Source organism: Microbacterium lacusdiani (genome assembly GCF_054779895.1).
On sequence record NZ_BAAGXJ010000003.1, the window covers coordinates 246230 to 266909 of the forward strand.

The following is a 20680-nucleotide window of genomic DNA, read 5'->3' on the forward strand; positions in this document are numbered from 1 at the left end:
GGATGCGAGCCGTCCGAACCCGACCCGGCTAGGGTGTGTCTGACAATTGCCGGGTCCAGGCGATGACGGCGTTGAGGATGACAGCGGCCCGGTAGGTGATCGCGAGTTTGTCGTAGCGGGTGGCGAGTCCTCGCCATTGCTTGATGTGGCAGTAGCGGCGCTCGATGACGTTGCGGCCCTTGTAGTCGGCGGCGTCGAGGCCGACGGGGCGTCCGCCGCGTGAGCCGCGGCGCTTGCGGTGGCCTTGCTGGTCGGACGGCTCGGGGATCACGGCCTTGATCCCGCGGGCGCGTAGATGCCCGCGGATCGCGCGGGATGAGTACGCCTTGTCACCCCGGACCGCGTCCGGACGAGTGCGGGGCCGGCCGACGGGACGGGCGACACGCAGGTGTCCCATCAGCGGCAGGAACATCGGCGAGTCCCCGGCCTGGCCTGCTGTCAGCAGCGCGACCAGCGGGAGCCCGTTGCCGTCGACGAGCTGGTGGATCTTCGTCGACAGGCCGCCTCGGGAGCGGCCGACCGCGTGATCAGGCGGCTCGACGCCCGGATTCGTGTAATTCGATCCAGCCCCCTGTGAGGCGCTTCGTGTTCGTCGCGTGCTGATGCGCGCGGGCGATCGTGGAGTCCACCGACAGCGACCACTCCACCAGCCCCGCCTCGTCCGCGGCGGCGGTGAGTGTGGCGAGCACCTTGTCCCAGGTGCCTTCCGTGGCCATGCGGTGATGCCAGGTCCATACCGTCTGCCACGGCCCGAACACCTCCGGCAGATCCCGCCACGCGATCCCGCACCGATACCGGTAGACGATGCCCTCGACCATCAACCGCGCGTCCGCGAAGGGCCGTCCCCTGCGCCCGGTCGGGCGCGGCAGCATCTCCTCGAGCAACGACCACTGAGCATCCGAGAGCACCTGAAACCGCGTCACGACCTCAGACTCTCAGCGCGCCGCCGAACTATTTGTCAGACACGCCCTAGCACACACGCAGGCGACGTCGCCAGTGCTCGCGCCTGCACGCCACCGCGACGAGGATGGCGGGATGGCGTTGGATCCGGTGGGCCTGCTGTACCTCGCGGCGAGCATCGCGACCTTGGTGGCGGCGCTCCTGCCGCGCCTGCTGGGCAGGGTGCCCGTATCCATGCCCATGGTGTTCGTCGCGGCCGGCATGGGCGCCTTCGCGCTCTTCCCCGGCCTTCCGGACCCCGATCCGATCGCACACCCCGAGCTCGCGCTGCACATCACCGAGGTCTGCGTGATCGTGTCACTGATGGGCGCCGGGCTGGCGATCAACCGGAGGTTCGCGTGGCGCACGTGGTCGACGACGTGGCGGCTGCTGGGAATCACGTGCCCCTCTCGATCGTCGCTGTGGCCATCGTCGGCTGGTGGGGCCTCGGGCTGGGCGCGGCCGCCGCCCTGCTGCTGGCCGCGGCGCTCGCACCGACCGATCCGGTGCTGGCGAGCGAGGTGCAGGTCAGCGAGCCCCTCACCGAGGAGGGCAGCGACGACGACGAGGCGCGCTTCGCGGTCACGTCGGAGGCGGGGCTCAACGACGGCCTCGCGTTCCCCTTCACGTACGCCGCGATAGCGGTCAGCCTGGCGGGCATCGCGCCCTCCGGCTGGCTCGGTGAATGGCTGCTGGTCGACGTGCTCTGGCGGATCGGCATCGGCTCGCCGCGGGGCTGGCCGTCGGATGGGCGCTCCGACGGCTGTTCTTCTCGTCCATCGCCGAGCGCCTGGGCTTCGCCGAGCGCGCTGACGGCTTCGTGGCGCTCGGTGCCACGTTCCTCGCGTACGGCCTGGCGGAGGTGGCGGAGGGCTACGGATTCATCGCGGTGTTCGTGTGCGCGTGCACGATCCGCGCGGGCGAGCACACGCACGGGCTGCACTCGGTGCTCCACACGTTCGTGGAGCAGATCGAGCGTCTGCTCACGGTCGTCGTGCTCATCCTGCTGAGCGGAGCCGTGGCGCGCGGACTGCTCGAGTCGATCACCGTCCCCGACGTCCTCTTCGCCGCCGTCCTCCTCCTGGTGATCCGGCCCGTCACGGGGTGGCTCGGCCTCACCCCCGGCAAGACCGGTCCGCGCGAACGCGGCGTGATCGCCTTCTTCGGCGTGCGCGGCGTGGGGTCGCTGTTCTACATCGCCTATGCGCTGCAGAACGGCGAGTTCCCGGGAGCCGAGCGCCTGTGGGCCGTCGTGTCGCTCGTCATCCTGGGATCGGTCCTGATCCACGGGGTCGCGGCGACTCCCGCGATGGCCGTGCTGGACCGGACGCGGCGCCGTCGCGCGGCAGAGCGGGGCGACGGCGAGGTGGAGACGCCCGTCTGACCCGACGGTCAGCCCGAGATCAGCCGCTCAGCGCCGGGACCGCGCGAACGGCATCCGCCGCGGCACGACCACCGGAACCGGCGCGGTGAGCACGGCGTCGACGACCATGGACCCGTCCGTGGGGCCGATCACGGCGATCGGCGTCGTGGCCGTGGTCACCTCGGCGGTGATCGGCATGGCCGCCAGGCGGCGGTGCGCGCGCACGTAGGCCGGCACGAGGATGAACAGCGCCGCGAGCCACGCCAGCGGGTTGCTCGCCGCGACGCCGAAGAACCCGAGCACCGCGCCGAGAGCGATCGCGGCGAACATGCGCGCCACGAGCTCGATCACGCCGGTCACGGTGGGCACCATCGCCTGCCCCAGCCCCTGCAGGGCCCCGCGCAGTACGAACAGCACTCCGAGGAACGAGTACGTGACCCCGTTGATCACGAGCATCAGGTGCGCGAGCTCGACGACCTCGTCTGCGCCGTCGCCCACGAACACCCGGATGATCGAGGCGCCGAACGCGACGAGCACGACGCCGAGCAGCACGGATCCCACGAGCGCCATCCGCACGGCCTGCACGACGCCGCGGCGGATCCGGTCGGGCCGTCCGCCGCCGAGGTTCTGCGCCGTGTACATCGACACCGCGAGGCCGAGCGACTGCAGGAACGCGAGAGCGAGGCTGTCCACGCGCGATGCGGTCGTGTACGCGGCCACCGCCTCGGACCCGAGCGTGTTCAGCGCGACCTGCACGGTGAGGATGCCGATCGCGATGATCGACGCCTGGAAGCCCATCGGCAGTCCGAGCCGCAGGTGCTCGGCGAGGTCGGCACGCGAGACCCGCCACTGCGCTCGTCGCACGATCAGCACGGGCATGCGCCGCCACACGTACAGCAGGCACAGCGCGACCGACACGGCCTGCGACAGCACGGTCGCGAGCGCCGCTCCGGCGACGCCCCACCCGAGCGGGCCGACCATGAGGATCACGAGCACGACGTTGAGCCCGCACGCGAGAGCGAGGAACAGCAGCGGCGTGCGGCTGTCTCCGATCGCGCGGATGATGCCCGACAGCTGGTTGAAGAACATCGTCGCGCCCGCGCCGAGGAAGCTCACCTGGGTGAACACCGTCGCGGCCTCCAGCAGCTCGGGTGGCGTCTGCAGCAGCTCCAGCCCGGGCCGCGCCACGAGCGGGGCCACCACGGTGATCACGACGCTCGCGATGCCGGTGAGGATCGCACCGGATGCGACCGACCGTCGCACGGCGTCGTCGTCCCGCGCGCCATACGCCTGGGCGGTCGGGATCGCGAACCCCGACGTGAGGCCCCATGCGAAGCCGAGCAGGAGGAACAGCAGCGGTCCGGTCGCGCCGACGGCGGCCAGCGCGTCGACACCCAGCCAGCGCCCCACCACCACGGTGTCGACGAACTGATACAGCTGCTGCGCGACGTTTCCGAGCAGCAGGGGCACGGTGAACGACAGGATGACGCGCCACGGGCTGCCCGTGGTGAGAGTGGAGGCCATGCGGAGTCCGGGGAGGCGAGGGGGATGGACGGTCCCCGGGTCGGCCGGGGATGCGAAAAACCCCCGGAAGACCGGGGGTTCTTGGTGGACCTGAGGGGACTCGAACCCCTGACCCCCTGCATGCCATGCAGGTGCGCTACCAGCTGCGCCACAGGCCCAGATGCTGCCCGGTAGAAGCCCCGGGCAACTCATTCAGCTTACAACACGTCGACGCGCACGTGAAATCGGCTCACTCCGCCGGGCGCGTCGTGTCGACCTCGACCGGCAGCACCGGGCAGTCCTTCCACAGGCGCTCGAGCGCGTAGAAGGCGCGCTCCTCCTGGTGGAACACGTGAACGACGAGGTCGCCGAAGTCGAGGAGCACCCAGCGCGACTCGGCGCGGCCCTCGCGGCGCAGGCGGCGGACGCCGGCCTCGTGCAGCTTGTCCTCGATCTCGTCCGCGATGGCGGCGACGTTGCGCTCGCTGCGGCCGGTGACGAGGAGGAACACGTCCACCAGCGGCAGCGGCTCCGACACGTCGAGGGCGACGAGGTCCTCGCCGCCCTTCGACGACGCCGCGTCCGCGGCGATCTTCAGCATGTCGATCGATTCGGCAGAGGCCATCAGCCCAGAACTCCCGTCGTGAAGGCGGCGACCACCACGCCGATGAGTGCGATGCCCAGGACGCCCGCCGTGATGCCGAGCAGCAGAGTCAGGCGGTGGGTCTTCTCCGGTGCCGGCGGGCGGATCACCTCCGACGGGCTCTTCGATGTGCTCACCGCGTCACTCGCGGAGAGCGGCATCGGCGACGACGCGAGCGGGAGCTCGCCGTCGAGAAGCACGACATCCACTTCCTTGCCGTCCTGCGCGCCCTGCGCGTGACCGCGGGAGCCGAAGCCCTCGGGCAGCGTGTGCGAGCTCGTGACGATCAGCTCGCCGGTCGCCGTGATCGGCGCCGAGAGCGGGATCGTGCTCGGGTCGGCTGCCAGGATGAGGGTGCTGCCGGCCGTGGACGAGCCGCTCGAGTCGGCCGCGTGCGTGAGGATCTGCTCGAACGACTCCGGCTGGTCCTCACGGGGCTCGGGAGCGAACAGCCGCTGGCCGAACGTCGGCGCGGCCCCCTGCTGCTCCTCCTCGGCGGCGCGGACCTCCCCGGTCGGCGCGTCCTCGACGACGAACACGGTCTCGACCGCGCGGTCGGCGAACTCCTCGTCCGCCCGGTGCGCCGGCTCGGCCGCCTCGACGTCGCCGCCGTCCGGGTCCTCGGCGCGGTCCTGCTCGTCAGCCTCTTCCTCGTAGACCAGCTCGTGGACCTCGTCCGCGGCGACAGGCTCTTCGTCCTGCGCGCCCTCGGCGTCACCGCGCGGCTCGTCGGCGAACGGGACCTCGACGACCTCGTACACCACGGAGGTCTCGTTCTCGCCGACGACGACGGTCTCGATCGCGGCGAGCTGCGCCTCCTGCGGCACCTCCTCGCCCTCGGGCTCGGGGGTCGCGTCCTCGGCGGGCCGCTCCTCGGGTCCCTGCACGGGGATGGCCGGCACGCCCTCGACGGGCGGCAGGACGACCTGGAGCTGTGCGGTGCGGAGGCGCTCCTGCTCGCGGATCTCCCGGCGCGTGAGCGGCCGCCCGCCCGTGCCCGGCGCGGTCGACTCCTGCGCGGCGCGATCGAACGCGGCGGCCTCCTCGGCCTTGGCGGTCTCGGGCCGGTCCACGGGCTCGTCCGCCTGGGCGGCGAGCACCGGGTACTCGAAGGGCTTGTCTGCGTCCGCGGGCTCCGCCTCGGGCGTCTCCTCGGTCTCGGGGGCCTCAGCGGCGGGCGCGGTCTCGTCGACCGGAGCCTCGGGCTCCGGCTGCACCGCGGCGCGCGCGATGTCCTCGGGGGTGATCACCGGGGTCTGTCCGGTCATCTTCAACTCGCGCAGCCTGCGACGAGTGAGCGGCTGCGAAGGCTGGTCCGGTGTGCTCATGCCTTGCTCCGATACAGATGATGCTTCGCGATGTACTGCACGACGCCGTCGGGCACGAGGTACCAGACGGGGAATCCGCGGCGCACTCGGTCGCGGCAGTCGGTCGACGAGATCGCCAGCGCGGGAATCTCCAGCTGGCTCACGTCGGTGCTCGGCAGTCCCTCGATGTCCAGGATGTGCCCCGGACGCGAGACCGCGACGAAATGGGCGAGATCCCACAGCTCATCGTGGTCTCTCCAGCTGAGAATCTGCGCCACGGCGTCCGCGCCCGTGATGAAGAAGAGCTCGGCGTCCGGCCGCTGCGCCTTGAGGTCGCGCAGCGTGTCGACCGTGTAGGTGGGGCCGTCGCGGTCGACGTCCACGCGGCTGACGGTGAACCGGGGGTTCGAGGCGGTCGCGATCACGGTCATCTCGTACCGGCTCTCCGCCGACGAGACGTCCTCCTTCTGCCACGGGTGACCGGTCGGCACGAAGACGACCTCGTCGAGGTCGAAGGACTGCGCGACCTCGCTGGCGGCCACGAGGTGACCATGGTGGATGGGATCGAACGTCCCGCCCATCACCCCGATCCGCGGAGGCCTCGGCTGCACCGTCACCCGGACGACCTAGTGGCCGTGACCCGTCTCGTGCTCGACGTGCGCCTCGACCTTGTGGGCGTGACGGTTGGACACGTTGCGATACGACGCCGTCACGATCGCCAGGAGCGTGAACACGACCGCCGCGGTGATGCCGAAGGGCAGGGTCGTCAGCATCGGGTTGCCGTGATGTTCGGTCTCAGCGGCGGCGACCGCAAGCGCTGCGGCGAAGTCCATTCGTGCTCCGTTCGGGTTGTGACACGCGTCGTGGATCGTGTCGTTACAGCTTATCGCTCAGGCGCGCACCTGCCCGGCGCCACGGCCGAGCCACTTCGTGCTGGTGAGCTCGGGAAGGCCCATCGGACCGCGGGCGTGGAGCTTCTGCGTCGAGATGCCGACCTCGGCGCCGAAGCCGAACTCGCCGCCGTCTGTGAAGCGCGTCGACGCGTTCACGAGCACGACGGCCGAGTCGACCTCGGCCAGGAAGCGCTCGGCGTTGCGCATGTCGGTCGTGATGATCGACTCGGTGTGACCCGTCGAGTACCGGCGGATGTGCGCGATCGCGTCGTCGAGGCTGTCGACGACGCCGAAGGCGACGTCGAGCGTGCCGTACTCGGTCTCCCAATCCTCCTCGGTCGCCGCCACGGCGCCCGACGCCAGCCGCTGCACGTCAGCGTCGCCGTGCACGGTCACGCCGCGCTCCTGCAGCGCCGACGCGACCTGCGGCACGAGGCGCTCCGCCGCGCCGCGGACCACGAGGACCGTCTCGACCGCGTTGCACACGCTGGGACGCTGCACCTTGGCGTTCACCACGATGTCGCGCGCCCATTCGTCGGGGGCGCTCTCGTCCAGCACGATGTGGACGTTGCCCGCGCCCGTCTCGATCACCGGGACGGTCGACTCCGTCACGACCGCCTCGATGAGGCCGGCGCTGCCGCGCGGAACGAGCACGTCGATGAAGCCGCGACCGTGCATGAGCGCCTTGGCGCCGTCGCGCCCGAAGGGATCGACCGTCTGGATGGCGTCGGGCGCGATCCCCTGCTGCTCGAGCGCGTCCCGCATCACGGAGACGAGCACGGCGTTGGAGGACGCCGCGGCGCTGCCGCCGCGGAGCACGACCGCGTTCCCGGATCGCAGCGCGAGCGCGGCGATGTCGACCGTCACGTTGGGCCGGGCCTCGTAGATGGCGCCCACCACGCCGAACGGCACGCGCACCTGCTCGAGGTTCACGCCGTTGGGCATCCGGTGCCCGCGCACGACCTGGCCCACCGGATCCGGCAGCGCGGCGATGTCGCGCACCGCGGATGCGAGGCCCTCCACGCGCGCCGAGTCGAGGCGCAGCCGGTCCAGCAGCCCCGCGCCGATCCCGTCGCGCTCTCCGCGCGCGAGGTCGTCCGCGTTCGCGGCGATGATCTCGTCCGCGTGCGCGAGGAGGGCGTCGGCGATCGCGTGGAGCGCGTCGGCCTTCTGACCGCTCGTCAGGCGCGCGGTGACGCGGGCGGCGTCCTTCGCCAGACGCAGCCGGTCCTGGGGTGTGTCGATCGCGACCTCGGGGACGTCGACGGTGCTCATTTCGGGATCTCCAGGGTGGTCGGAAGACGCGGTGGGGCTATTCCGCGAGTGTACCGAGCGGCCGCACGGTCGGGGACGGCGAGGGCTCGAACCACGTGCCGACCGGGCCGCCCGACAGCGCCTCGGACACGAGGTCGGCGCTCGTGACAAGCACCCCGATCCCGGCGCTCGCGGCGAGGCGCGCGGCCGACACCTTGGTCGCCGCTCCCCCGGTGCCGACGCTGTTGACGACCGTGGATCCGAACTCGAGATCGCTGAGGTCCGCGTCGTGCGCGATCACGTCGAGCGGCTCGGCGCCGGGCTCGCTCGGCGGACGCGTGTACAGCGAGGCGATGTCGCTGAGCAGCACGAGCGCGTCGGCCTCCACGAGCTGCGCCACAAGGGCCGCGAGGCGGTCGTTGTCGCCGAAACGGATCTCGTGCGTCGCGACCGTGTCGTTCTCGTTCACGATGGGCAGGATGCGCAGCCCGAGCAGGCGCTCGATCGCGCGCTGCGCGTTGCTGCGGTGCGTGTGGTTGTCGAAGTCGCCCGCGGTCAGCAGCACCTGTCCCGCGACGATGCCGAACGGGCGCAGCGCCTCCTGGTAGCGGAACACGAGCACGTTCTGCCCCACGGCCGCGGCGGCCTGCTGCGTGGCGAGGTCGGTGGGGCGCGTCTCGAGGTTCAGGAACGGCATGCCCGTCGCGATGGCGCCGGACGAGACGAGCAGCACCTCGGCGCCGCGCCGGTGCGCGTCCGCGAGCGCCTTGACGAGCATCGGGATGCGCCACGAGGACTCGCCGCTGATCGACGACGAGCCGACCTTGACGACGATGCGCTGCGCGGTGGCGAGCTCGGATCGGTCGCGCGCGGTCACGGCAGCTCGTCCTCCTCGACGTCCTCCCGACGCGATCGACGCAGCTCCTCGGCCTCGGCCCGGGCGGCCGCGCGGGCGTCCATCCGCTCGCGGTACTTCGCGCGGCGCTCGACGTTCGTGCGGCGCGTGTCCTGCAGCAGGCGCGGGTCGGTGCCGCGCGGCGCCTGGATGAGCTCGCCGGCAGAGCTGATCGACGGCTCCCAGTCGAACACGATCGACTCGCCCTCGCCGATCACCACGGTCGATCCCGGAACGGCGCCGGCGCGGAACAGCTCGTCCTCGACGCCCAGCTTCTCCAGCCGGTCTGCCAGGAAGCCCACGGCCTCCTCGTTCTGGAAGTCGGTCTGCTGCACCCACCGGACGGGCTTCTCGCCCAGGATGCGGTACACCGGGCCGTACGTGCCGCCCTCGACGCGCACGCTGAACTCCTTCTCGGAGCCCTTGGGGCGGATGATGATGCGCTCCATGGGGGCGGCGACCGGCTGCGTCCTGCGGTGCTCCTCGATGATCTCGCCGAGCGCGAAGGTCAGCTCGCGGAGGCCGCGGCGGGCGACGGTCGAGATCTCGAACACGCGGTAGCCGAGCGCCTCGAGGTCGGGACGCACGAACGACGCGAGCTCCTCGGCCTCGGGCACGTCGATCTTGTTCAGCACGACGATCTGCGGGCGCTCGAGCAGCGGCACCTGGCCCTCGGGCACGGGGTAGGCGCCCAACTCGGCGCGGATGACCTCGAGGTCGCTGAGCGGGTCGCGGCCGGGCTCGAGCGTGGCGCAGTCGAGCACGTGCACGAGCGCGGTGCAGCGCTCCACGTGGCGGAGGAACTCGAGGCCGAGGCCCCGCCCCTCGCTGGCGCCCTCGATCAGGCCGGGCACGTCGGCCACCGTGAAGCGCACGTCGCCGGCCTGCACGACGCCCAGGTTGGGGTGCAGCGTCGTGAACGGGTAGTCCGCGATCTTGGGCCGCGCGGCCGAGATCGCCGCGATCAGGCTCGACTTGCCGGCCGAGGGGAAGCCCACCAGGGCCACGTCGGCGACCGTCTTGAGCTCGAGGACGACGTCGCCCTCCCAGCCGGGCGTGCCGAGCAGCGCGAAGCCGGGCGCCTTGCGCTTGGGCGATGCGAGGGCGGCGTTGCCGAGGCCGCCGCGTCCGCCCGGGGCGGCGACGAAGCGCATGCCGGGCTCGATCATGTCGGCGAGCACCTCGCCGGAGGGGTCCTTCACCACGGTGCCGACGGGGACGGGCAGCTCGAGGGTCTCGCCGACGGCGCCCGAGCGGTGGTCGCCCATGCCGAAGCCGCCGTTGCCGGCGGAGCGGTGGGGCGAGTGGTGGTAGCTCAGCAGCGTGGTGGTCTGCGGGTCGGCGACCAGCACGATGTCGCCGCCGTTGCCGCCGTTGCCGCCGTCCGGGCCCCCGAGCGGCTTGAACTTCTCGCGGTGCACCGAGACGCAGCCGTTGCCGCCCTTGCCGGCACGCAGATGAAGCGTCACCTCATCGACGAACGTGACCATGATCCCTACCGCTCTTCTGGATGTGGATGCCGGGCATCCGGGAAATGACAGGACGGGGCGGGCCGAAGCCCGCCCCGTCCGTGAAGCCCACCGGGAGTGTTACTCGCCGGCGACGATGTTGACGACCTTGCGGCCGCCCTTGTTGCCGAACTCGACCGCACCGGCGGCGAGGGCGAAGAGCGTGTCGTCGCCACCGCGGCCGACGTTCGCGCCGGGGTGGAAGTGCGTGCCGCGCTGACGGACGAGGATCTCGCCCGCGCTGACGACCTGGCCGCCGAAGCGCTTCACGCCCAGTCGCTGGGCGTTGGAGTCGCGACCGTTACGAGTGGAGCTTGCGCCCTTTTTGTGTGCCATTTCGGTGAACCCTCCGCGCTTACTTGATGCCGGTGATCTTGACGCGCGTGAGGTCCTGACGGTGGCCCTGGCGCTTCTTGTAGCCGGTCTTGTTCTTGAACTTCTGGATGACGATCTTCGGGCCGCGCAGGTTGCCGACGACCTCGGCGGTGACCTTGACCTTGGCGAGCTTCTCGGCGTCGGTCGTCACGGTGTCGCCGTCGACGTAGAGCACGGCGGGCAGCTCGATGGTCTCGCCCGCGGCAGCCTGCACACGGTCGAGCTGAACGATGGTGCCGACCTCGACCTTCTCCTGCCGGCCGCCGGCGCGCACAACTGCGTAAACCACTTCACACCTTGTTTTCATTGGGGAAGCCCCGGGGCTTCCGGATCTCACGGAAAGACTTCGCTTGCTGCCGCTGGCCGCGGGGGCGTCTGCAAGACTTTCGCCGCGCCGCCGCCGAGGGCGCGCGACACAGGGGACGCACCAAAGGTCTACTCTACCCGATTCCGGACGCATCCGGCAAAAGCACGCGACCGGCGCGTCGCCGCCGTTCCCGCGCCCTGCGCCGCAGCCGGTCATTAGGCTCGACCGCGTGGCCATTCTCGTCGACGACCCGATCTGGCCGGCGCACGGCCGGCTGTGGGCGCACCTCGTCAGCGACGCCGACCTCGAGGAGCTCCACGCCTTCGCGGCTGCGCACGACGTGCCCGCGCGGGCGTTCGACCGGGACCACTACGACGTGCCCGCCGACATGATCCCGCGGCTGGTCGCCGGCGGTGCCCGCCACGTCGACGGCAAGCACCTCGTGCGCGCGCTGATCGCCTCGGGCCTGCGCGTCACCGCCCGCGAGCGCCGCGGGCTCTAGCCCGGCGCGGCCCAGAACGCGGTTCGCCGCCCGCGGGCGGACCCACGGGCGGCGAACGGATGACCTGGAGTCAGTCCTCGGTGACCTGCACCGGCGTGACCGAGACGGCCGTGCCGGTGAGGGCGGCGGTCGTGACGCGACGGCTGCGGCTGCGGCCCTGGCCGGGCGCCTTCGGCTCGGGCAGCGCGTTCAGCACCGAGTCGAGCAGCTGCTCGGTCTCGGTCTTCGGCGCCGCGGGCGCCTCGCCGCCGCCGCTGCGCTTGCGGCGCGACTTCTTCGGGCGGTCGGTCTGGCCCTCCGGCGCGGCGGGAGTGCGCGGCCCCTCGGGCAGCTCGATCTGGATCTGCGGCTGCTGCGGCTCGGCCTTCTCGGGCGGGTGGGCGATCGTCGAGGCGGCGATCTGCGCGAGCGCGGACTTCACGCCCTCGGTGATCACGTGCGTGCCGCCGTTGCTCGTGGCCGGGCTGCCGCCGCCCTGGGAGGCCACAGGGGCACTGCCGGACGAGCCGCTGCCGCCGCGCGAGCGCCGACCCGAGCCGGATCCGCCCCCGCTGCCGCCGTTGCCGCCGGCCGGGCGGTGCTTGACGACCGGGTCGTGGTGCACGATGACACCGCGGCCCGCGCACACCTCGCAGGGCTCGCTGAACGTCTCGAGCAGGCCCAGGCCGAGCTTCTTGCGCGTCATCTGCACGAGGCCGAGCGACGTGACCTCGGCGACCTGGTGCTTCGTGCGGTCGCGGCTCAGGCACTCCACCAGGCGGCGCAGCACGAGGTCGCGGTTGGACTCGAGCACCATGTCGATGAAGTCGACCACGATGATGCCGCCGATGTCGCGCAGGCGCAGCTGGCGGACGATCTCCTCGGCGGCCTCGAGGTTGTTCTTGGTGACCGTCTCCTCGAGGTTGCCGCCCGATCCGACGAACTTGCCGGTGTTGACGTCGACCACGGTCATGGCCTCGGTGCGGTCGATCACGAGCGAGCCGCCGGAGGGCAGCCAGACCTTGCGGTCGAGGGCCTTCTCGATCTGCTCCGTGATGCGGAACGCGTCGAACGGGTCGCGGTCGCCCTCGTACTTCTCGATGCGGTCGAGCAGGTCGGGGGCCACGCCCTCGAGGTAGCTCGTGATGGTCTGCTGCGCGTCGTCGCCCTGGATCAGCATCTTCGAGAAGTCCTCGTTGAAGACGTCCCGGACGATCTTGACCAGCAGGTCGGGCTCGCTGTGAAGCAGGCTGGGCGCGTTGCCCTTCTCGACCATGGCGTTGATGTGGGCCCACTGCGACGTGAGGCGGTTCACGTCGCGCGTCAGCTGCTCCTCCGTGGCGCCCTCGGCGGCCGTGCGCACGATCACGCCGGACGACTCGGGAAGCACCTCCTTGAGGATCTTCTTCAGGCGCGCGCGCTCGGTGTCGGGCAGCTTGCGCGAGATGCCGTTCATGGCGCCGCCGGGCACGTAGACGAGGTAGCGGCCGGGCAGGGAGATCTGGCTGGTCAGACGCGCACCCTTGTGGCCCACGGGGTCCTTGGTGACCTGGACGAGCACCTTGTCGCCCGGCTTGAGCGCGAGCTCGATGCGGCGCGGCTGGTTGCCGGTCTCGACCGAGTCCCAGTCCACCTCGCCCGAGTACAGCACGGCGTTGCGACCGCGGCCGATGTCGACGAACGCGGCCTCCATGCTGGGCAGGACGTTCTGGACGCGACCGAGGTACACGTTGCCGATCAGCGACGCGTCCTGACTGCGGGCGACGTAGTGCTCGACGAGCACGTTGTCCTCGAGCACCGCGATCTGCACGCGGCCGTTCTTGGAGCGGACGATCATCTGGCGGTCGACGGCCTCGCGGCGGGCCAGGAACTCCGCCTCGGTCACGACGGGGCGACGGCGGCCCGCCTCGCGTCCGTCACGACGGCGCTGCTTCTTGGCCTCCAGGCGCGTGGAGCCCTTGATGCGCTGCGGCTCGGTGATGACCTCGACCACGCGCTGGCGACGACGCGGCTCCTCCGCGCGCGGCTCGGCCTGCTGCTGCTCCTCGCCGGCGTCCCCGCCGCCGCGACGGCGACGGCGACGCGAGGAGCGGCCGCTCAGGGCGGGCTCCTCCGGCTCCGGCAGCGCGGGAAGCGGCTGGACGTCGGGTGCGTAGAAGTGCAGCGCGGTCGACACCTGCGACACGAAGTTCTCGGGCAGGAGGCCCAGGCTGACGGCGGTCGGGAGCTCCGGCTCGGCCGGCTCCTCGGGCGCGGGCGCGGTCTCCTCGGGCGCGGGCGCGGTCTCCTCGGGCGCGGTGTCCTCAGCGCGGGCCGGCTCCGCCGCGGGCTCAGCGGCGGGGGCGTCCTCGGCTGCGGGCGCGGCCTGCTCGGCAGGCTGCTCGGCCGCCTCCGGCTCGGCGGGCGCCTCCGGATCGGCGGGCTGCTCAGCCGGCTGCTCCTGCTCGGCGGGCGTCTCCTCGGTGGGCGTCTGCTCGGCCGGCTCCGCCTCGGGGGCCTCCGCGGCCGTCTCGGGCGCTATCGCGCTCGAGGGCTCGTCGAAGGTGCTGTCGTCGCTGTGCTCATTGTTCTGTTCAGCCATCGCTGGCGTACTCCCTGCGGGCGGACATCCGCGCGTCGCCCGGAAATCTCTGGCGGCGCCGCCCCTGGGCGGCCCCGCGAACTCTCACTCGGCCTGCGACCGGCTCTCGGCTCTGGTCGCGCGGAGCATCCCTTGCCCCGAAGTCTTCATTCGACGCGGGTCGCGGCGCGGCCGCGGTGTGCGTCAGGAGTCATTATCGCACCACGGGCGCGGATCGCGCATTCGGCGGCGCCGGCGGGGACCCGTGTCGGCGGCCGCACAGCCCGGCGGGGTGAGAATGAGCCGGTGACCGCACCGCGAAACCGTCCCGTGGCCCTCGCCGTCTGGCTCGTGATCGCGGGCGCCGTCGGATGGTGGGCGGCCTTCTCGCTCACGTTGGAGCGCCTGCACCTCCTGGACAACCCGGGCGCGTCCGCGTCGTGCGACTTCAGCCCGCTCGTGCAGTGCGGGCGCAACCTGGAGTCCTGGCAGGGAGCGGTCTTCGGCTTCCCGAACCCGATCCTCGGCCTGGCCGGATGGATCGCCCCGGTCGTCGTCGGCGCGGCGATCCTGGCCGGGGCGCGTTTCGCCCGGTGGTTCTGGGCCGTGTTCCTGCTCGGGATGGCGTCCGCGTTCGGCTTCGTCGTGTGGCTGATCGGTCAGAGCGTGTACGTGCTCGGCACGCTGTGCCCGTGGTGCATGGTGACCTGGGTCGTGACCATCCCGTCCTTCTACGCGGTGCTGCTGCACGCGGTGCGGATCGGCGCCCTCCCGGCACCCGCGCGCATGCGCGCCGCGGCGGACCGGCTGATGGGCTGGCTACCGCTGATGGCCGTGCTCAGCTATGCGGCGATCGCGGTGCTGGCCGAGCTGCGGCTCGAGGTGCTGGACGCCCTGTTCTGAGACGCGGAACGGCCCCGGATCGCTCCGGGGCCGTTCCGATGCCGGGGCTCAGGGGAACCAGATGCCGAGCTCGCGCTGCGCGGACTCGGGCGAGTCCGAGCCGTGCACGAGGTTCTGCTGCACGGCGACCCCCCAGTCGCGGCCGAAGTCGCCGCGGATGGTGCCGGGCGCCGCGGTGGTGGGGTCGGTCGTGCCGGCGAGCGAGCGGAAGCCCTCGATCACGCGGTTGCCGGCGACGCGGATCGCGACGGCCGGGCCCGACATCATGAACTCGAGGAGCGGCTCGTAGAACGGCTTGCCCTCGTGCTCGGCGTAGTGCTGCGCGAGCAGGTCGCGGCTGGGCTCGACGAGGCGGATGTCGACGAGCGAGTAGCCCTTCGCCTCGATGCGGGCGAGGATCGCTCCGGTCAGTCCGCGCGCGACGCCGTCCGGCTTGATCAGGACGAGGGTCTCTTCGGTGGCCATGTCTTATCCCTTGCTGTCTCGTTCGCTCTGGACACGCTGCTCGATCACTCGCTGCTCGATCCGTGCCCCTCCGATCGTCGCATACGCCCACATGCCGCCGAAGACGAGCGCGACGACCAGGATGGCCGGCACGGCGAACGCGCCGAGAGCGACCACCGCCTGCAGGGCCCATCCGATGCCGAAGCCCCACGAGTGCCGCAGCAGCCCCGTCGTGAGCAGCATCGCCACGGCCACGACCGCGCCGGCGACGACGCCCCACCACGGGGCGACGCCCTCGGGCAGCGCGCGCAGGCCGTAGATCACCAGGCCGGCGAGGAACACGACGATCGCCTCGAAGCCCAGCACGACCTGGCCGAGCTTCTCGGGGAGCGACCGGTAGCGCGGCGCGCGGCGCGGCGCGCCCTCGGGGGTCAGCTCCGCCATCCGGACTTCCAGTCCTCGGCCTCGGACAGCGTGAGGGCCTCACCCGCCAGCACCACGGATCCGGCGATCGCGACCGCGCGGCGCTCCGCCGAGGCGGCCCATTCGCGCGCGGCGTCGGCCGCCTCGGGCAGGTTCGGGTGCACGGTCACGCGCAGGCCGGCGCTCTCCGCCAGGTCGGCGAGCCCGTCGGGGTCCGTCGCGCGGTCGGAGTCGGGCGCCGTGACGAACACGTGCGCGGCGATGGGCGCGAGCTCGCGCAGGATGCCGATCGCGTCCTTGTCGCCGAGCACGCCCAGCACGAGGCCCCATTCGTCGAAGTCGAACGCCTCGCGCAGCGCGGTCGCGAGCGCGGCGGCGCCGTGCGGGTTGTGCGCGGCGTCCACGACCACGGTCGGCTCGACGCCCACGAGCTGCAGGCGGCCGGGGGAGGTCGCCTCCGCGAGCCCCTCCGTGAGGACCTCGCCGGCGATCGGCTGCGACGCGTCGCCGATGAGCGACTCGACCGCGGCGATCGCGAGCGCCGCGTTGGCCCCCTGGTGGCGGCCGTACAGCGGCAGGTACTCCTCGGGGTACTCCCCCGCCAGGCCCTTCACCGTGATGAGCTGGCCGCCCACCGCGAGCCGGTCGTCCGTGAGGGCGAACTCCGCGCCCTCGAACGCGATCTCGGCGCCCTTCTCGGCCGCCACACGGCGCAGCACGCGCTCGGCATCGGGCGCCTGGCGGGCCGAGACGACGCGCGCGCCGTCCTTGATGATCCCCGCCTTGACGGTCGCGATCTCGGCGATCGTGTCGCCGAGGCGGTCGGCGTGATCCAGGTCGATCGGCGCGAAGACCGCGACGTCGCCGTCGGCCGTGTTGGTCGAGTCCCAGGCGCCGCCCATGCCGACCTCGAGCACGAGCACGTCGATCGGCGCGTCGGCGCAGGCGACGAATGCGAGGACGGTGAGCAGCTCGAAGAACGTCAGCGGCTCCTCGCCGCCCGCCTCGAGCTCCGCGTCGACGATGTCGACGAACGGCTCGATCTCGTCCCACGCGTCCGCGACCGCCGCATCCGCGATCGGGCGGCCGTCGATCAGGATCCGCTCCGTGAACCGCTCAAGGTGCGGGCTCGTGAACAGCCCCGTGCGCAGCCCGTGCGCGCGGACCAGGCTCTCGATGATCCGGCTCGTCGACGTCTTGCCGTTCGTGCCCGTGACGTGGATCACGCGGTACGTGCGCTGCGGGTCGTCCAGCAGCTCGAGCACGCGCCGCGTGCGCTCCACGCGCGGCTGCACCCAGCGCTCGCCGGCGCGCTGCAGCAGCGCCTCGTACACGGCGTCGGCGCGGCGCCGGTCCTCCGGCGTGCCCTCGACGATGTCGTCTGCGTCGCTCACTGTCCCGCTCCGATCCGGCTCACCGCGACGACGAAGTCGCCCGCGTTGGCGTAGGTGCCCTTGCCGATCACGGCCGAGTGCTCGGCCTCGCCCGCGTCCGAGCCTCTGACGAGGGCGTGCTCGACGGCCAGGGTCTCCCCGGCGATGTCGGCCACGTCGAACGCGCTCTCCACCGCCGCGGCGTCGTCCGCGTGCGCGAACGCGAGCGTCAGGCGGATGCGGTCGCTGACGTCGAAGCCGGCGGCCTTGCGCGTGTCCTGCACGGCGCGGATGACGTCGCGCGCCAGCCCCTCGGCCTCGAGCTCGGGGGTCGTGGTCGTGTCGAGGAGCACGAAGCCCCCGCCCGGCAGCAGCGCGAGCGCCTCGCCCTCCGGGCGGCCGGTCGTCTCGAGCACCAGCTCGTACTCCCCCGGCTCGAGCGCCAGGCCGTCGACCGTAACGACGCCGTCCTGCTCGGTCCAGAAGCCGTCCTTCGCGGCGCGGATCGCCTGCTGCACCTGCTTGCCCAGGCGCGGTCCGGCCACGCGCGCGTTGATCGTCAGGCGGTGGGAGATGCCGTACTCGGCGGCGGTGCCCTCGCCCAGCTCGACCAGCTCGACGGCCTTGACGTTCAGCTCGTCGCGCAGGATGTCCTCGAACTGCGACAGCGCGCCCGCGTGCGCCGTCACGACGGTGAGCTTCGCGAGCGGAAGGCGCACCCGCAGGCCCTCCTTCTTGCGCAGCGCGTTCGCGACGCTGGAGGCCTCGCGCACGGCGTCCATGGCCTCGCGGATGTCCGCCGCGTCGGCGAAGGCGGCGGCATCCGGCCAGTCGGTCAGGTGCACGCTGCGACCGCCCGTGAGGCCCTGCCACACCCGCTCCGCGATCAGCGGCACGAGGGGCGCCGCGACGCGCGTGACGGTCTCGAGCACCGTGTACAGCGTGTCGAATGCCTCGCGGGACCGCGGATCCTCGGTCACGCCCGTCCAGAACCGGTCGCGCGAGCGGCGGATGTACCAGTTGGTCAGCACCTCCGCGAAGTCGCGCAGGCGCGCGGCCGCGGTCGTGGAGTCCAGCTGCTCGAGGTCGGCGGCCACGTCCCGGATCAGGTCGCCCGTGAGCGCCAGGATGTACCGGTCGAGCACATCCGTCGAGTCCGTGCGCCACGTGGCCTCGTAGCCGGCGCCGTCGGGGCCGCCCGCCGCGTTGGCATAGGTCGAGAAGAAGTACCACGAGTTCCACAGCGGCAGCAGGAACTCGCGCACGCCCGAGCGGATGCCCTCCTCGGTCACGATGAGGTTGCCGCCGCGCAGCACGCTCGACGACATCAGGAACCAGCGCATGGCGTCGGAGCCGTCGCGTTCGAACACCTCGCTGACATCCGGGTAGTTGCGCAGCGACTTGGACATCTTCTGCCCGTCGTTGCCCAGCACGATGCCGTGGCACGAGACGCCCGTGAAGGCCGGGCGGTCGAACAGCGCGCCCGACAGCACGTGCATCACGTAGAACCAGCCGCGCGTCTGCCCGATGTACTCGACGATGAAGTCGGCGGGCGCGTGCGTGTCGAACCAGTCGCGGTTCTCGAACGGGTAGTGCACCTGCGCGAACGGCATGGAGCCCGAGTCGAACCAGACGTCGAAGACGTCCTCGATGCGGCGCATCGTGCTCTTGCCGGTCGGGTCGTCGGGGTTCGGGCGCGTCAGGTCGTCGATGTACGGACGGTGCAGGTCGACCTCGCCCTGCTCGTTGCGGGGCAGCGCGCCGAAGTCGCGCTCGAGCTCCTCGAGCGAGCCGTACACGTCGACGCGCGGGTGGTTCGGGTCGTCCGACTTCCACACCGGGATCGGCGATCCCCAGAACCGGTTGCGGCTGATCGACCAGTCGCGCGCGCCCTCGAGCCACTTGCCGAACTGGCCGTGCTTGACGTTCTCGGGCGCCCACGTGATCTGCTCGTTCAGCTCGAGCAGGCGGTCCTTGAACTCCGTGACGCGCACGAACCAGCTCGACACGGCCTTGTAGATCAGGGGGTTCCGGCAGCGCCAGCAGTGCGGGTACGAGTGCTCGTAGGACTGCAGGCGCAGCAGGCGACCGTGCTCGCGCAGCAGGCGCACGAGCTTCATGTTCGCGTCGAGCCACAGCTCGCCCGCCACGTCGGCCACCATGTCGAGGAACCGGCCGTCGTCGCCGAGCGACACGATGGTCGGGATGCCGGCGGCGTCGTTCAGGCGCTTGTCGTCCTCACCGTAGGCCGGGGCCTGGTGGACGATGCCGGTGCCGTCGCCGGTCGTGACGTAGTCGTCGACGAGGATGCGCCACGCGTTCTGCGTGCCCCACTTCTCGGTGTCGGCGAAGTAGTCGAACAGCCGCTCGAAGCGCACGTCGCGCAGGTCCTCGCCCGTGACGCGCACGCGGACGGCGGCCTTCGCGTCGTCCGCCGACTCGTAGCCGAGGTCCTTGGCGTAGCCGCCCAGGAGGTCCTCGGCGAGCAGGAACTCGTCCCCCTGCGCGCCCTCCTTCAGCCCGTTCGGGCCGACCGGGACGACCGCGTAGACGATCTGCGGGCCGACCGCGAGCGACATGTTCGTGGGCAGGGTCCAGGGCGTGGTCGTCCAGGCGAGCGCCCGCACGCCCTCGACGCCGAGCGCGGCGGCCTTCTCGCCGACCAGCGGGAAGCTCACCGTCACCGACGGATCCTGGCGGTTCTTGTAGACGTCGTCGTCCATGCGCAGCTCGTGGTTGGACAGCGGGGTCTGGTCGCGCCAGCAGTACGGGAGCACGCGGTAGCCCTCGTACGCGAGGCCGCGGTCGTGGAGCGTCTTGAACGCCCACAGCACGCTCTCCATGAACGTGGTGTCGAGCGTCTTGTACCCGTTCTCGAAGTCGACCCAGCGGGCCTGGCGCGTGACGTAGTCCTGCCACTCGCGCGTGTAGGCGAGCACCGACTCGCGGGCCTTGCCGTTGAACGCGGCGATGCCCATCTCCTCGATCTCGCTCTTCTCGGTGATCCCGAGCTGCTTCATCGCCTCGAGCTCGGCCGGGAGGCCGTGCGTGTCCCATCCGAACACGCGGTCGACCTTCTTGCCGCGCATGGTCTGGAAGCGCGGGAAGAGGTCCTTGGCATAGCCGGTCAGCAGGTGGCCGTAGTGCGGCAGGCCGTTGGCGAACGGCGGGCCGTCGTAGAACACCCACTCCTCGGAGCCGTCCCGCTGCGCGATCGACGCACGGAAGGTGTCGTCCTGCGCCCAGAAGTCGAGGATCTCGCGCTCGATGTCGGGGAAGCGCGGGCTCGGCGTGACGGCGTCGGCGGCGGGTCCGAACGAGGACTTGGGGTAGGTCATGTCTCTCCAGCAGCTCCGATATGGGACTGCGAGGACGACCATGCGGCCGCGGTACCACCCCGCGTTGCGGCGCCGACGGGACGCCACCACTCTCACTGCGGCTGTGACGGGCCTGCCCCGCGCGGTTCTACTGGGGCCGAGGCCTGTTCTTCCGCGAGCTCCCCGGTGATG

General features: G+C 71.7%; 19 protein-coding genes and 1 tRNA gene. 3 read left to right on the forward strand and 17 right to left on the reverse strand.

Annotation, left to right across the window (positions count from 1 at the left end; genetic code table 11):
- Positions 1 to 28: 28 nt before the first annotated feature.
- A protein-coding gene (locus tag ACYVGN_RS03285; protein WP_460788756.1) for an IS5 family transposase occupies positions 29 to 923 on the reverse strand; the annotation gives its coding sequence in 2 pieces (ribosomal slippage) (positions 29 to 571 and positions 573 to 923; 894 coding nt in all).
- A gap of 701 nt (positions 924 to 1624) precedes the next feature.
- On the opposite strand from ACYVGN_RS03285, the gene ACYVGN_RS03290 reads away from it, so the two are divergent.
- Positions 1625 to 2323: a cation:proton antiporter domain-containing protein gene (locus ACYVGN_RS03290; protein ID WP_460788758.1), complete on the forward strand. Its 699-nt coding sequence runs from the start codon at positions 1625 to 1627 to the stop codon at positions 2321 to 2323.
- Positions 2324 to 2350: 27 nt separating this feature from the next.
- Here ACYVGN_RS03290 and ACYVGN_RS03295 read toward each other — a convergent pair whose 3' ends face one another.
- The 11 genes from ACYVGN_RS03295 to rplU all read right to left on the reverse strand — a co-directional run bounded on the left by ACYVGN_RS03295 (position 2351) and on the right by rplU (position 10969).
- Positions 2351 to 3826, reverse strand: a complete 1476-nt coding sequence (locus ACYVGN_RS03295) for an MATE family efflux transporter (protein WP_460788760.1) — start codon at positions 3824 to 3826, stop codon at positions 2351 to 2353.
- A gap of 82 nt (positions 3827 to 3908) precedes the next feature.
- Positions 3909 to 3984: transfer RNA gene (locus ACYVGN_RS03300), tRNA-Ala, on the reverse strand.
- Positions 3985 to 4055: 71 nt separating this feature from the next.
- Complete coding sequence (rsfS, locus tag ACYVGN_RS03305; protein WP_374198160.1) at positions 4056 to 4430, reverse strand: ribosome silencing factor; 375 nt, start codon at positions 4428 to 4430, stop codon at positions 4056 to 4058.
- The gene (locus ACYVGN_RS03310; RefSeq protein ID WP_460788762.1) at positions 4430 to 5776 is read right to left on the reverse strand and encodes a hypothetical protein; all 1347 of its coding nucleotides are present in this window, start codon (positions 5774 to 5776) and stop codon (positions 4430 to 4432) included. Before ACYVGN_RS03310 ends, rsfS begins: the two co-directional genes overlap by 1 nt.
- The gene (nadD, locus tag ACYVGN_RS03315) at positions 5773 to 6372 is read right to left on the reverse strand and encodes a nicotinate-nucleotide adenylyltransferase (protein ID WP_460788764.1); all 600 of its coding nucleotides are present in this window, start codon (positions 6370 to 6372) and stop codon (positions 5773 to 5775) included. Before nadD ends, ACYVGN_RS03310 begins: the two co-directional genes overlap by 4 nt.
- A gap of 9 nt (positions 6373 to 6381) precedes the next feature.
- Entirely contained in the window at positions 6382 to 6588 is a 207-nt protein-coding gene (locus ACYVGN_RS03320) for a hypothetical protein (RefSeq protein ID WP_460788766.1), read from the reverse strand.
- Positions 6589 to 6645: 57 nt separating this feature from the next.
- On the reverse strand, positions 6646 to 7923 hold the full coding sequence (locus ACYVGN_RS03325) for a glutamate-5-semialdehyde dehydrogenase (RefSeq protein ID WP_460788768.1): 1278 nt from the start codon (positions 7921 to 7923) through the stop codon (positions 6646 to 6648).
- A gap of 37 nt (positions 7924 to 7960) precedes the next feature.
- Entirely contained in the window at positions 7961 to 8779 is an 819-nt protein-coding gene (proB, locus tag ACYVGN_RS03330; protein WP_055991418.1) for a glutamate 5-kinase, read from the reverse strand.
- The gene (obgE, locus tag ACYVGN_RS03335) at positions 8776 to 10287 is read right to left on the reverse strand and encodes a GTPase ObgE (protein WP_460788770.1); all 1512 of its coding nucleotides are present in this window, start codon (positions 10285 to 10287) and stop codon (positions 8776 to 8778) included. Before obgE ends, proB begins: the two co-directional genes overlap by 4 nt.
- A 99-nt stretch (positions 10288 to 10386) precedes the next feature.
- Positions 10387 to 10641, reverse strand: a complete 255-nt coding sequence (gene rpmA, locus ACYVGN_RS03340; protein WP_055991412.1) for a 50S ribosomal protein L27 — start codon at positions 10639 to 10641, stop codon at positions 10387 to 10389.
- A gap of 19 nt (positions 10642 to 10660) precedes the next feature.
- Positions 10661 to 10969, reverse strand: a complete 309-nt coding sequence (rplU, locus tag ACYVGN_RS03345; protein ID WP_055991409.1) for a 50S ribosomal protein L21 — start codon at positions 10967 to 10969, stop codon at positions 10661 to 10663.
- A 247-nt stretch (positions 10970 to 11216) separates the two neighbouring features.
- Between rplU and ACYVGN_RS03350 the strand changes: the two genes are divergently transcribed.
- Positions 11217 to 11489, forward strand: a complete 273-nt coding sequence (locus tag ACYVGN_RS03350) for a DUF4031 domain-containing protein (RefSeq protein ID WP_055991406.1) — start codon at positions 11217 to 11219, stop codon at positions 11487 to 11489.
- A gap of 70 nt (positions 11490 to 11559) precedes the next feature.
- On the opposite strand, the gene ACYVGN_RS03355 is transcribed toward ACYVGN_RS03350, so the two are convergent.
- Positions 11560 to 14049 carry an Rne/Rng family ribonuclease gene (locus ACYVGN_RS03355; protein WP_460788773.1) on the reverse strand — a complete coding sequence of 830 codons (2490 nt, stop codon included), beginning with the start codon at positions 14047 to 14049 and terminating at the stop codon, positions 11560 to 11562.
- A gap of 285 nt (positions 14050 to 14334) precedes the next feature.
- Between ACYVGN_RS03355 and ACYVGN_RS03360 the strand changes: the two genes are divergently transcribed.
- Complete coding sequence (locus ACYVGN_RS03360; protein WP_055991400.1) at positions 14335 to 14931, forward strand: vitamin K epoxide reductase family protein; 597 nt, start codon at positions 14335 to 14337, stop codon at positions 14929 to 14931.
- Positions 14932 to 14979: 48 nt separating this feature from the next.
- Here ACYVGN_RS03360 and ndk read toward each other — a convergent pair whose 3' ends face one another.
- Genes ndk through ileS form a run of 4 tightly spaced genes read right to left on the reverse strand, consistent with a single transcriptional unit; the run spans position 14980 to position 20509 of the window.
- Complete coding sequence (gene ndk / locus ACYVGN_RS03365) at positions 14980 to 15396, reverse strand: nucleoside-diphosphate kinase (RefSeq protein ID WP_055991397.1); 417 nt, start codon at positions 15394 to 15396, stop codon at positions 14980 to 14982.
- A gap of 3 nt (positions 15397 to 15399) precedes the next feature.
- Positions 15400 to 15819, reverse strand: a complete 420-nt coding sequence (locus ACYVGN_RS03370) for a DUF4233 domain-containing protein (protein WP_460788775.1) — start codon at positions 15817 to 15819, stop codon at positions 15400 to 15402.
- Positions 15807 to 17192: a bifunctional folylpolyglutamate synthase/dihydrofolate synthase gene (locus tag ACYVGN_RS03375; RefSeq protein WP_230667802.1), complete on the reverse strand. Its 1386-nt coding sequence runs from the start codon at positions 17190 to 17192 to the stop codon at positions 15807 to 15809. The genes ACYVGN_RS03370 and ACYVGN_RS03375 overlap by 13 nt, the downstream gene beginning before the upstream one ends.
- The gene (gene ileS / locus ACYVGN_RS03380; protein WP_460788777.1) at positions 17189 to 20509 is read right to left on the reverse strand and encodes an isoleucine--tRNA ligase; all 3321 of its coding nucleotides are present in this window, start codon (positions 20507 to 20509) and stop codon (positions 17189 to 17191) included. Before ileS ends, ACYVGN_RS03375 begins: the two co-directional genes overlap by 4 nt.
- Positions 20510 to 20680 lie beyond the last annotated feature (171 nt).